The following is a 10,960-nucleotide window of genomic DNA, read 5'->3' as shown; positions in this document are numbered from 1 at the left end:
CCTCCGGTGGCGCTGGCGGCCGGCTGCGCGCCAGCCCGCTGGCGAAGCGCATGGCCCAGGAGCGCGGGCTGGACATCAGCCAGGTGCGCGGCACGGGTCCGCTGGGCCGCGTGGTGAAGCGCGACGTGGAGCAGGCGCTGGGCCAGGGCCTGGCGAAGGCTCCCGCGCAGGCGCCGGCGGCGAAGAAGGCCGGGGCGCAGCCGGAGGTTCGCGCCTTCGGCACGCGTCCGGAGCCGCAGGCGGTGCCCATGTCCTCCATGCGCAAGGTCATTGGCCAGCGCATGTCGGAGGTGAAGCCCGGCGTGCCGCACTTCTACCTGACGGTGGAGGTGGAGATGGACGCCGCGGTGAAGATCCGCGAGGAGGCCAAGGCGCTGGACCTCAAGGTGTCCGTCAACGACATCATCGTGAAGGCGGCGGCCATCGCGCTGCGCCGCTCACCGAAGATGAACGTGTCGCTCCAGGGCGACCAGGTGCTGCACTTCGGCACCGTGGACGTGGGCATCGCGGTCGCCATCGAGGACGGGCTGATCACCCCCATCATCCGCGACGCGGACCTCAAGGGCCTGCAGGCCATCTCCGCCGAGTCCCGCGACATGGCGGAGCGCGCCCGCAAGCGCTCCCTGAAGCCCGCCGACTACACGGGAGGCTCGCTCACGGTGAGCAACCTGGGCATGTACGGCATCGACCAGTTCATCGCCGTCATCAACCCGCCCCAGTCCGCCATCATCGCGGTGGGCGCCGTGGCGGAGAAGGCCGTGGTGCGTGACGGCCAGCTGGCGGTGCGCAAGATGATGACGGTGACGCTGTCGGGTGACCACCGCGTCATCGACGGGGCCACCGGCGCGGAGTACCTCCGCGAGCTGAAGGGCCTCCTGGAGCACCCCTCGCGGTTGCTGTTCTAGCGGTCGAGCGGCCCGCCGCCTTCGCCCCCGTGCGACACGCACGGGGGCGAAAGCCCGGCCTGGGCTACTCCCGCGTCGGCTCGTCCGACTCGACGTCCTTCTCCAGCTTGCGCTGCGCCTCCGTGACGCCCGCCTGGTCCGCGCGCTTCGTGCCCGTCTCCAGCTCCTCCTCGTGCTCGGGGCTGCGGCCCTGGATGCCGGGCCACGGCTCCGGGCGGGTGGCCTCCACGTGCTTCACGGGCTTCACGTCCTCGTTCTTCTTGTTCGCCATGGTGCGTCGCTCTCCTCCCCGGAAAACGGGGGCGTGGATGGAACTTCCGTGGCGGTACGGTGGGATGCCCACACCCGAGCGGCCACCCGGTGGGATGGGGGAGCAGAGCGCCTGCCTGCCTGACTCCCTTCGGACGGCGAAAAAAGGTCGGCAGCCGGAGCGGTTCGCTGCTTAACTTCTCACTCAATGAACGACGACATGACTCGCGAGCGCCTGGGACTTGGACTGCAGGAGGTGGAGCTGTCACCGGCCCCCCTGACTCCGGTGGTGTCCCTGGCGCACTCGCTGCAGCAGGCGCTGCGCGGCGCGGTGTTCCCGCTCAGCGCGGAGCAGTTGGTCTGGGTGGCGCGTGAGAACGAGGCGCCGCCGCACGTGGTGTCGCTGCTGGGCACGCTGCCGCGTGGCCGGTTCGCCTCCGTGGACACGGTGGCGCTCGCGCTCGGAGACGCCTCCGTCTGACGCGAAGTGCTGTTCGCGACGTTCGCCCAGGGCCTGGGTACAAGGTACCCCCAGGCGCGCGGAGGGACGTGCGCGTTATCTTCGGCGCGACCAGCCTGTCTTCCGGATGAGGAAGCCACGGTCTGGAGGAGCTCCATGAACGCCTCGGACCTGCCCGCCGTGCTGTACGTGGACGACGACGCCCTCAACCTGAGGGTGTTCGACGCCAACTTCGGGCAGCGGTTTCGCATCTTCCGGTGCTCGTCCCCCAACGAGGCCCTGGCGCTGCTGGAGCAGCGGCGCGGGGAGATTGGCGTGGTGCTGTCGGACCAGCGCATGCCGGGGATGACGGGCGTGGAGCTGCTGGAGCGCGCCCGCACCATCGCGCCGGACGCCAAGCGCATGCTGGTGACGGCGTACGCGGACATGCAGGCCGTCATCGACGCGGTGAACCGCGGCCAGGTGACGCGCTACTTCGTCAAGCCGTGGGACCGCGCGGAGCTCCTGGCGGCGCTGGAGGACGCGCTCAAGATTGCCCGCCTGGAGCTGCGCATCCGCGAGGTCGAAGGCCGGATGATGAAGTCCGAGCGTCTGGCCACGCTGGGGCAGGTGACCGCGGGCATCGCGCACGAGCTCATGGGCCCGGTGGGCTACCTCACGCAGAACGTGTCCTCGCTCCAGCGCGACATGCACTGCGTGGTGCAGTACGTGTCGCGCCACCTGGCGACGGATCCGGACGCGGAGGTGTCCTCCACCATCGAGGACCTGCCGTCGCTCATCAAGGACCTGTCCGAGGGCGCCAGCCACCTGCGCGAGGTGGCGCTGGGCCTGCGCGCGCAGGCGCGTGGCGAGGACATGGAGTCCACCGCGGACGTGGCGGAAGTCGTCTCCTTCGCGGTGAAGCTGGCGCGAGCGGAGGTCCGCGACCGGGCGCGGCTCACCAGCAGCGGCGAGCCCATCCGCATCGTGTTCGGGCCGGTGAAGCTGTGCCAGGTGCTGCTCAACCTCATCGTCAACGCGGCGCAGGCCATGGAGGGCACGGGCCGTCCGGGCCGCATCGACGTGCGGTGGGCGGCGCGCGACGACGACGTGGTGCTGTCCGTGATGGACAACGGGTGCGGCATCCCGCTGGCGCTCCAGGAGCGCGTGTTCCAGCCGCTGTTCACCACGAAGCCCGTGGGCATCGGCACGGGGCTGGGCCTGTCCATCTGCCGCGAGCTGGTGACCCAGTTCGGCGGTCAGCTCCGCCTGTCGTCCACGCCGGGCGAGGGCACCGAAATCGAGCTCACCTTCAAGCGAGCCCCGCTCCCTTGAGCCCGAAGGCGTTGTGCAAGAGCCGCCACACCCGGTAGAGGGTGTCGCTCTCCTGCGGCCGCACGTCCCGCACCAGCAGTGCGCGCCGGGGCGCGGCTTCCGGGCCGTACTCCACCACCAGTGCGTATCCGCCCTTCGGCGGCTGGAGGATGTGCACCGCGCGCACGTCGTCGAAGGGGAGCGTCTGCGTGCGCGCCGCGCCGGGGGCCCAGGCGAGCGTCTCCAGCCGCAGTGACTCCGTCTTGAAGTGCAGCACGAAGCGCCGCCGCAGCAGCCGCGCCTCCACCACCAGCGCGCCGCCCACCAGGGCCCCCGCCAGCACCAGCAGCAGGCTCGCCGTGCCCGGCGTCCGGGCCATGTCCAGGGCGAGCAGCAGCAGCCCCACCCCCGTGCACACGGCGGCCAGGGCCACGAGGAGCGTGGGCAACAGCCGCAGCGTCCAGGGCGGCGGCAGGGACTCACCCACCAGCCGGCCCCCGTCGTAGAACAGCCGCACGTCGCCCAGCCGTGGCGGCACCCGGTTCTCCCGGAGCGCGTCTTCGAAGCTCACTCGCCGAGCATAGTGGGCGCGCCTGTTTCCCACCCTCGAAGTTGGACGAGAGCTGTGCGATCCTCCCAATTCATGGATCTCCCGTTCGAGACCGGCGAAGGTGAAGGGGAAGGGCGGGGGACGCTCGCCTCGAAGGTGCTGCTGGTGGATGACGAGCCGGTGGTGCTCGACATCTGCGTGCGCCTCCTGGCGCGGGAAGCGGACCTCATCGTCTCCCCCGTGGGCAGCGCGGAAGAGGCGCTCGTCCTGTTGAAGGACCAGCGCTTCGACGTGCTGGTGACGGACAAGAACCTGCCCGGCATGGGCGGGGTGGAGCTCATCGCGGAGGCGCGGCGGATGCAGCCCGCGCTGGAGGCGGTGATGATCACCGCCTACGCCAGCTCCGAGTCCGTCATCGCCGCGTTCGCCGCCGGCGCCAGCGACTACATCGTGAAGCCCTTCGACGACCTGCGCGTGCTGCGCGCCAAGGTGCGCGCCGCGCTGGAGCGCCGCTCGGAGCGGGTGCGCACGCGCGACGGGGCCCGGGAGATGGCCCGGCAGGCCGCGGTGCTGCTGGACGCGGGCCGGGACGCCCCGGAGCCCGCGCACGAGGCGCTGGAGACGGAGCTGCGCAACTACGAGCAGGCCGTGCGCATGGGCCACACCGGCACCGTCGCGGTGGTGGGCAGCGCGGAGGCCGTGAAGGTGCTGCGCGACGCGGAGTTCCAGGTGGTGGAGCTGCCGCCGTACTCGCCCCAGCTGGAGAGCGCGGACGTGGTGGTGGTGGAGACCGGGGATCCGCAGTGGCACACGCTGGCGGAGCGGCTCCAGGGCCGCTCCCCGGACGTGGTGCTGCTGGCCGGCGCCGACGCGGACCTGAGCGACCTCCTGGAGGCCATCACCCTGCGCATGGACCTGGTGGGCTACGGCCAGTCCAACGCCACCCGCGTCCTGCCTGAGAAGGTGCGCATGCTGCTGATGCGCCGGGGCATCCAGCGCGCCCAGCAGCGGCTCACCGCCGCGCTGGACACCTTCCGCCAGAGCATCGCGACCCCGAACTGAAAGGGGAGTGCCCGGGCCCGGGCCGCAAGCCCGGGCGCGGCCGCCGGAGCCAGGGAGGGCAGGGCAGGGCGGGCGCTGAAGTAAGGCCCGCAAAGCGAAACGCCCACCTTCGTTTCCGAAGGTGGGCGTCTCAGTGTGACCCTGCCGGGATTCGAACCCGAGTTTGAGCCGTGAGAGGGCTCCGTCCTAACCACTAGACGACAGGGCCGGCTTGCTTCCCTACAACCACTGCGTTTCTGCTGCTGCTTCCTACATTCTCCGTTCTGACCAGTCAACCGGAGATTTTCAGCTGGGGAACTAGGATTCGAACCTAGATAAGCAGAGTCAGAGTCTGCTGTCCTGCCGTTAGACGATTCCCCAAGGCGCTGCGTGCCGCGGCTGCGTGTTGCGGGCGCTTCTACTACCGACTTCTGCTGCTGACTTCAACTACTTCGTTTTCCTGACCGGCTTGCCTTCGGACTTCTTCGCCGGCTTCCCCGCCCCCTGCAGCGGGACGACGTAGATGCGAACCTCGTCGTTCGCTTCGTAAATATTCAGCCCCTCGAAGTTCTTCCCGGAGGGGTTGGAGATGTGCACGGCCTTGACGCCCGGCTGGTTGACGACTGACCGCCTCGGGTAGCTCGAGGTCGGGTAGACGTTCTTGTAGTAGTCGAGCGTCGCCTCGAAGTCGCGCGACGCCCGGTACCGGTTCTCGCCCACCTTCTGGGCACCATCCGGAATCTGGGCGCCGTTCACCAGCTCGGCGCCAGAGGCCGTTGCCCAGAGGGCGAGCAGCACCGCCCCGAGCGGGCGCGCCTTATAGAAATGCGGTCTCAGGCTGTCAAGCGGTCGCGTCATCGCCGGCCAAGATAGGGCCCGGCGCTGCCCGCGTCCACCGTCAATCTCAGGTCCCGCGAGAGAGCGCCGCGTCGATGCGCCGGAGGGCTTCCTCGCGCCCCACGAGCAGCAGCGTCTCCCCGATGCCGGGGCTGGTTGTGTTGCCGGTGATGGCGACGCGCAGGGGCTGGGCCACCTTGCCCATGCCTACCTGGGCGGCCTCGCTCACCGTCTTCACCACGCCGTCCAGCGGCTCCACCGTCCACGCGGGCAGGGCGGCCAGCTTCTCCCGGGCCTGGCGCAGCAACTGGAGCGAATCCCCGCTCAGGTGCTTGGCGGCGGCCTTCTCATCCAGGGTGACGCCGCTCTTGAAGTAGATGGACGCGGTGTTCGCCATCTCGTCCAGGGTGCGCGAGCGCTCGCGCAGCGCGAGCACCAGCGGCTCCAGGCGCGCGTCCCCCTTCGCCTGGAAGCCGCGGGCCTCCAGGAAGGGGACGAGCCGCTCCGCGACCACGGCCGGGGGCAGGAGCTTGAACCACTGCTGGTTGAGCCACTGGAGCTTCTCCGGGTTCCACACGCCGGACGTGCTGCCCACGCCGTCGAAGTCGAACCACTCCACCATCTGCTCGCGGGTGATGACCTCGTCGTTGCCGTGGCTCCAGCCCAGGCGGATGACGAAGTTGAGCAGCGCCTCCGGCATGATGCCCGTGCGCTTGTGCAGCATCACGTCCGCTTCCGGGTGCTTGCGCTTGGAGAGCTTCTCCCGGTCCGGCCCCAGGATGAGCGGCAGGTGCGCGAAGGCCGGCGGTGTCCAGCCCAGCGCCTGGTAGAGCATCAGCTGCGGGAAGGTGGAGTTGACGTGCTCCTGGCCGCGCGCGACCAGGTCGATCTCCATCAGGTGGTCGTCGATGACGCAGCCGTAGTTGTAGAGCGGGATGCCGTCCGCGCGCATCATCACCCAGTCATCCAGGTCCGAGTGCGCCTTGGTGATGACGCCCAGCACCTTGTCGTCGAAGGACACGGTGCCTTCGCCCGCGGGCATGCGGAAGCGGATGACGGCGTCCTCCAGCTTCTTGCCGGAGGGCGGGCCCTTCAGGTCGTGGCAGGTGCCTTCATAGCGGTAGCTGCCCTGGCCCTTCTCCTTCTCCACCGCCTCGCGGCGCTGGGAGATCTCCTCGCGGGTGCAGTAGCACCGGAAGGCCTTTCCCTGCGCGATGAGCTGGTCCGCGTGCTTGCGGTACGTGTCCAGGCGCTGGGTCTGGAAATAGGGACCGTACTTCGGGTCCTCCTTGCCGGGGCCCTCATCCCAGTCCAGGCCCAGCCAGTCGAGTCCGTCCAGGATGGCCTTCACGGACTCCGGCGTGGAGCGCTCCTGGTCCGTATCTTCCATGCGCAGGACGAAGGTGCCGCCGTAGCGCTTCGCGTAGAGGTAGTTGAAGAGCGCCGTCCGGGCGCTCCGATGTGGAGGTATCCAGTAGGTGACGGAGCGAAGCGGACGCGGGGTTTTGACGGAGCCATGGGCAGGCGCGCGATAGCAGGACGGGTGCACGAGGGTCAACGCAAGCCGCCCGCTTGGGGTTAGGCTGCGCGGGCAAGGAGACGTTCCATGTCGATTCGACACGCGGTTCGCACGGTGGTGCTGGCCACCCTGCTCGGAGGGCTGCCGGTGGGGGCCACCACGATGCTGCGGGCGGACCTGCCCCAGATGGCGCAGACGTCGGACGCGGTGGTGCAGGGAGTCGTCCGTCGCGTGCAGAGCCGCTGGAGCGGGGACAAGCAGCGCATCGTCACCGACGTGGAGATCCAGGTGACGGAGGCCCTCAAGGGGCAGCCCGGCGGCACGGTGCTCGTCACCCAGCCGGGGGGCCGGGTGGGGGACATCGGGCAGGTGGTGAGCGGCCTGGCGTCGTTCTCCGAGGGGGAGGAGGTCGTCGTCTTCCTGGAGAAGCGCGGCGCGTCCGCGTTCCAGCTCTCCGGCATGGCGCAGGGCAAGTACCAGGTCCAGCGCACCGGCCCGGGCGCGATGGCGGTCCCGGCGTCCACCGGCGACGCGGTGCTGCTTGATCCGAAGACGCGCCAGGAGACGGCGTCCCACGCGAAGCCGGTGACGCTGGAGCAGCTGAAGGCCTCCGTGCGCGCGGCGGTCCAGGCACAGCAGGCGGCGCCCGCGAAGAAGGGGACGAAGTGATGGGCGCGCTCGCGTCGTGGGTGGTGCTGGCGGCGGTGATGGGACAGAGCTCCGCGCCGTATGTCCGCAGCCGCGTGTCCCCCGGGGACGAGACCACGCAGTGCCTGTACTGGACGCAGACGCGCGTCAACTGGCAGCAGAGCACCGTGGGCAACCGAAGGCGACGAACCACACGGAGTTCGACGCCATCACCCGCTCGTTCCAGAGCTGGCAGGGCGTCTTCGCCAGCTGCGGCAACCTGTCGCTGGTGGAGGGCTCGCGGGTGAACTCCCGGACGGTGGGCTACAACCGCTCCGGCGACAACATCAACCTCATCCTCTTCCGCGGCCGCGCCTGTCGCGACGTCGTGGACGCCAACGACGCCTGCTTCTCCCAGGACACGTGCGCGAACACGTACGACTGCTGGGATGACAGCGACGGCACCATCGCCATCACGCTCACCACGTACGACGAGCGCACGGGCATCGTCTACGACTCGGACATCTCCTTCAACGCCGCGCGCTTCAACTTCACCACCGGCGACGGCGGGCCGTGCGGCATCGTGGCGACGCCGGACTGCGTGGACACGGACGTGCAGAACACGGCCACCCACGAGGTGGGCCACTTCGTCGGCCTGGACCACACGCTGGCGACGAACTCCACCATGAACCCCAGCGCGCCGCCGGGGGAGACGTCCAAGCGCACCATCGACTCCGGTTCGCGCAACTTCGTGTGCGTCGCGTACCCCAAGGGCAGCGCCAGCCAGCCCTGCTTCCCGGTGGCCGGCAACGGGACCGGTGACGGCGACGGGGACGGGGAGGGCGACGGCGATGGCTGCACCGCGGCGACGGGCGGCCTGGCCGCGCTGCCGCTGCTGGCCGCCGCCTCGCTGCTCGTGCGCCGCCGGCGGGGTGCGCGGTGAGCTGTCGCCTGCTGCTCCTGGGAGTGTTGCTCTGCGCGGGAGCGGCGGGCGCGCAGCAGGACTACAAGCGCACGCTCGTGCCGGGCCGGCCGCTGTGCCTGGTGTGGCCGGGGCGTGACTACGTCTACCACCTGGACGTGGCCGGCAGCACGCGCACCCCCGGGGACACGGAGGTCGCCGCCATCGAGGCGGCCTTCGACTCGTGGCGGGCGCTGTCCTCGACGTGCAGCGACTTCCGCTTCATCCGCGGCGAGGATTGGACGCGCTCCATCGCGGTCGGCTACGACGAGGAGCACCCCTTCGACAACTACAACGTCGTCACCTTCCGCGAGCGCAACTGCCAGGACGTCGCCCCGCCGGAGGATGCGTGCTGGCAGGAGGAGACGTGCGGCAACGTCTACCAGTGCTGGGCGCACGGGGGCGCCACCATCGGGCTCACCACGTCCTCGTTCAGCTTCAAGGACGGCTTCGTCGTGGACTCGGACATCGAGCTCAACGCGGCGGAGACGGACTACGGGCCCAGCTTCCTGTTCACCACCGTGAACGGCCCGCCGTGCTCGGCCACCCCGTCCACCGACTGCGTCGCCACGGACGTGCAGAACACGATGACGCATGAGATTGGCCACGTCGTCGGGTTGGACCACGTCTTCTCCGCGGGCTCCACCATGGAGGCCACCGCCTCGCAGGGGGAGACGTCCAAGCGGGTCATCGACGCGGGCTCCGCGGCCGGCTTCTGCGCCGCCTACCCGCGCGGCCTGCCGCCCACCCAGTGCCGCATCCCGGAGGACCCGGGCCTGAAGCTCGTGGCGGACGGGAAGGGCAGCGGCTGCGGCGCGTCCGCCGGAGGTCCGGTGCTGGCCGCCCTGCTGCTCTGGGGCGTGGCGTTGATGCGGAGGGGCAGGCGGTCAGCGGCCCCGCTGGCCGGCCTCCCCCGCGCTGCCCCGGGCGGGACGCGCAGTTAGACTGTGGCCGTGGCCGTCGCCTTCTTCGACCTGGACAGGACGCTGCTCGCCGCCAACTCCGCGTCGCTCTGGGTGCGCCGCGAGCTGGCCCTGGGCCACATCTCCCGCTGGGATGCCCTGCGCGCCAGCCTGCTATTGGCCCGCTACCACCTGGGCTTCGTGGCCATGCAGGACGTGCTCCTGCGCGCCACGGCCCTGCTCACGGGCTCCGACGCGAAGGACCTGGAGGCGCGCTCCGCGGACTTCTACGCGGAGGCCGTGCGCGGGCAGTACCGGCCCGGGGGCCTGGCCGCGCTGGAGGCCCACCGCGCGGCGGGGGACCGGCTGGTGCTGCTGACGTCGTCCTCGGGCTACCTGTCCGACCTGGTGGCGCGCGAGCTGCGCCTGGACGGCGTGCTGTGCAACCGCTTCGAGGTGGACGCGGCGGGGCTGCACACCGGGCGCACGCTGGGGGAGGTCTGCTTCGGCGTGGGCAAGCGGCGCTACGCGGAGGCCACCGCGAGGGAGGCGGGCGTGCCGCTGTCCGCGTGCGCCTTCTACACGGACTCGTATTCGGACCTGCCGGCGCTGGAGGTGGTGGGGCGCCCGGTGGTGGTGAACCCGGACCACCGCCTGCGCAGGGAGGCCCGGCGGCGGGGCTGGCCGGTGGTGGACTGGGGCGTGCCTCCTGGAGGCGCCACCCCGTCCGTCCCACCGTCGCCGCCGCTGGTGCCCTCCCCCGGCCCCTGAGGGCCGCGGTGGAGGCGCGTGCCGCGCTTCTTTCAGCGGCGCGGGGACACGAGCCGCATGGTGAAGGTGTAGTCCACGTTCACCGGACGGCCCTGGTACTGGATGGGCTTGTAGACGCGGGAGCGGAGCGCGTCGAGCACCGCCCGCTCCATGTGCTGCACCATCTTCAGGACGCGGCAGTTCTCCACGCGGCCCTTGTTGGTGATGGTGCAGCGCACCGCCACGAGCCCCTCCGCCTTGATGGCCAGCGCCTCGCGCGTGTAGGCGATGTCCCGGCCCTCCTCCAACAGCGTCGGCCGCTCCATGGCGTCGTTGAAGGGGATGACGGCGTTCGGGTTGATGGGCGCGAGCGCGCCGGTCGTCAGCGACGGCACCGCGAGGCTGCCCGCCGCGCTCACGGGAGCGGCGGCCGACGAGCCCAGCGCGCCCAGCGCTTTTTCCGTCGTCGTGGCGGGGACGGCGGCGGCGGTGGCCGGATTCGCCTGCATCATCACCGGCGCCGCCAGTCCACCCGGCGTCGCCGGGGCCACGTTCTCGAAGTCCTCGGGGGTGGAGGCGGTGGCCAGGTCCACGCGGCTCGGGCGCTCACCGCCGCCCCGGCGCCGGGTCAGCTTCTGGGACAGCACCACCTCTCCGGAGCCGCCCGTGATGAGGGTCTCCGTCTGGTAGCCCTCCAGCGCGAACGTCAGCTCCGCGGTGATGCTGCCCTCCTTGCCCAGCGGCAGCTCCATCACGAAGGGCGTCACGCCCTTCTCCTTGCCCTTGTAGTAGACGCGCGCGCCGGACGGCTGGCTCATCAGGCGGAAGCGCACCTTGCCCGGCGCGGGCGGCGCCGTGGGGGCTTC

Annotated in this window: 12 protein-coding genes, 2 tRNA genes and 1 pseudogene; 8 read left to right on the top strand and 7 right to left on the bottom strand. The window is 70.7% G+C overall.

Going from position 1 to position 10,960, the window contains the following annotated elements; translation table 11 throughout:
- The coding region (locus ACLEQD_RS27095) for a dihydrolipoamide acetyltransferase family protein (RefSeq protein WP_410387840.1) at positions 1 to 905 on the top strand (905 nt) is incomplete at its 5' end.
- Between the two features lie 64 nt (positions 906 to 969).
- Here ACLEQD_RS27095 and ACLEQD_RS27090 read toward each other — a convergent pair.
- Positions 970 to 1,176 (bottom strand): hypothetical protein, encoded by a 207-nt coding sequence (locus ACLEQD_RS27090; protein ID WP_410387839.1) that lies wholly within the window; start codon positions 1,174 to 1,176, stop codon positions 970 to 972.
- A gap of 198 nt (positions 1,177 to 1,374) precedes the next feature.
- Here ACLEQD_RS27090 and ACLEQD_RS27085 point away from each other — a divergent pair, with 198 nt between their 5' ends.
- Both ACLEQD_RS27085 and ACLEQD_RS27080 read left to right on the top strand, forming a co-directional pair.
- Complete coding sequence (locus ACLEQD_RS27085) at positions 1,375 to 1,635, top strand: DUF2795 domain-containing protein (protein WP_410387838.1); 261 nt, start codon at positions 1,375 to 1,377, stop codon at positions 1,633 to 1,635.
- Between the two features lie 135 nt (positions 1,636 to 1,770).
- Positions 1,771 to 2,928, top strand: coding sequence for a sensor histidine kinase (locus tag ACLEQD_RS27080; RefSeq protein ID WP_410387837.1), 1,158 nt, complete (start codon positions 1,771 to 1,773; stop codon positions 2,926 to 2,928).
- Here ACLEQD_RS27080 and ACLEQD_RS27075 read toward each other — a convergent pair.
- A complete protein-coding gene (locus ACLEQD_RS27075) occupies positions 2,906 to 3,478 on the bottom strand; it encodes a hypothetical protein (RefSeq protein ID WP_410387836.1) in 573 nt (190 codons plus the stop codon). The genes ACLEQD_RS27080 and ACLEQD_RS27075 overlap by 23 nt on opposite strands.
- A 72-nt stretch (positions 3,479 to 3,550) precedes the next feature.
- On the opposite strand from ACLEQD_RS27075, the gene ACLEQD_RS27070 reads away from it, so the two are divergent.
- A complete protein-coding gene (locus ACLEQD_RS27070) occupies positions 3,551 to 4,519 on the top strand; it encodes a response regulator (protein WP_410387835.1) in 969 nt (322 codons plus the stop codon).
- A gap of 136 nt (positions 4,520 to 4,655) precedes the next feature.
- Here the strand turns inward: ACLEQD_RS27070 and ACLEQD_RS27065 are convergent.
- The 4 genes and pseudogenes from ACLEQD_RS27065 to gltX all read right to left on the bottom strand — a co-directional run bounded on the left by ACLEQD_RS27065 (position 4,656) and on the right by gltX (position 6,853).
- Positions 4,656 to 4,727, bottom strand: a tRNA-Glu gene (locus ACLEQD_RS27065).
- Between the two features lie 81 nt (positions 4,728 to 4,808).
- A tRNA-Gln gene (locus ACLEQD_RS27060) sits at positions 4,809 to 4,879 on the bottom strand.
- Between the two features lie 66 nt (positions 4,880 to 4,945).
- A complete protein-coding gene (locus ACLEQD_RS27055) occupies positions 4,946 to 5,356 on the bottom strand; it encodes a hypothetical protein (RefSeq protein ID WP_410387834.1) in 411 nt (136 codons plus the stop codon).
- A gap of 46 nt (positions 5,357 to 5,402) precedes the next feature.
- Positions 5,403 to 6,853 (bottom strand): annotated as a pseudogene (gltX, locus tag ACLEQD_RS27050) (glutamate--tRNA ligase).
- A gap of 88 nt (positions 6,854 to 6,941) precedes the next feature.
- Between gltX and ACLEQD_RS27045 the strand changes: the two are divergent.
- The 4 genes from ACLEQD_RS27045 to ACLEQD_RS27030 all read left to right on the top strand — a co-directional run bounded on the left by ACLEQD_RS27045 (position 6,942) and on the right by ACLEQD_RS27030 (position 10,115).
- The gene (locus tag ACLEQD_RS27045; RefSeq protein ID WP_410387833.1) at positions 6,942 to 7,523 is read left to right on the top strand and encodes a hypothetical protein; all 582 of its coding nucleotides are present in this window, start codon (positions 6,942 to 6,944) and stop codon (positions 7,521 to 7,523) included.
- 100 nt (positions 7,524 to 7,623) lie between these two features.
- Positions 7,624 to 8,424, top strand: a complete 801-nt coding sequence (locus ACLEQD_RS27040; protein WP_410387832.1) for a myxosortase-dependent metalloprotease, MXAN_2677/MXAN_2678 family — start codon at positions 7,624 to 7,626, stop codon at positions 8,422 to 8,424.
- On the top strand, positions 8,421 to 9,386 hold the full coding sequence (locus ACLEQD_RS27035) for a myxosortase-dependent metalloprotease, MXAN_2677/MXAN_2678 family (RefSeq protein ID WP_410387831.1): 966 nt from the start codon (positions 8,421 to 8,423) through the stop codon (positions 9,384 to 9,386). The genes ACLEQD_RS27040 and ACLEQD_RS27035 overlap by 4 nt, the downstream gene beginning before the upstream one ends.
- Before the next feature lie 9 nt (positions 9,387 to 9,395).
- Entirely contained in the window at positions 9,396 to 10,115 is a 720-nt protein-coding gene (locus tag ACLEQD_RS27030; RefSeq protein WP_410387830.1) for an HAD family hydrolase, read from the top strand.
- A gap of 32 nt (positions 10,116 to 10,147) precedes the next feature.
- On the opposite strand, the gene ACLEQD_RS27025 is transcribed toward ACLEQD_RS27030, so the two are convergent.
- The coding region (locus ACLEQD_RS27025; RefSeq protein WP_410387829.1) for a TonB family protein at positions 10,148 to 10,960 on the bottom strand (813 nt) is incomplete at its 5' end.

Source organism: Corallococcus sp. 4LFB, from assembly GCF_046520365.1.
Taxonomy (GTDB): domain Bacteria; phylum Myxococcota; class Myxococcia; order Myxococcales; family Myxococcaceae; genus Corallococcus; species Corallococcus caeni.
The sequence above is the reverse complement of the archived record's forward strand: the minus strand, read 5'-3'. Positions and strand labels throughout refer to the sequence as shown.

Excerpts from the sequence above, each read along its gene's own strand:
- ACLEQD_RS27090 (WP_410387839.1), bottom strand. The coding sequence starts at position 1,176 with ATGGCGAACAAGAAGAACGAGGACGTGAAGCCCGTGAAGCACGTGGAG.
- ACLEQD_RS27085 (WP_410387838.1), top strand. The coding sequence starts at position 1,375 with ATGACTCGCGAGCGCCTGGGACTTGGACTGCAGGAGGTGGAGCTGTCA.
- ACLEQD_RS27080 (WP_410387837.1), top strand. The coding sequence starts at position 1,771 with ATGAACGCCTCGGACCTGCCCGCCGTGCTGTACGTGGACGACGACGCC.
- ACLEQD_RS27070 (WP_410387835.1), top strand. The coding sequence starts at position 3,551 with ATGGATCTCCCGTTCGAGACCGGCGAAGGTGAAGGGGAAGGGCGGGGG.
- ACLEQD_RS27055 (WP_410387834.1), bottom strand. The coding sequence starts at position 5,356 with ATGACGCGACCGCTTGACAGCCTGAGACCGCATTTCTATAAGGCGCGC.
- ACLEQD_RS27045 (WP_410387833.1), top strand. The coding sequence starts at position 6,942 with ATGTCGATTCGACACGCGGTTCGCACGGTGGTGCTGGCCACCCTGCTC.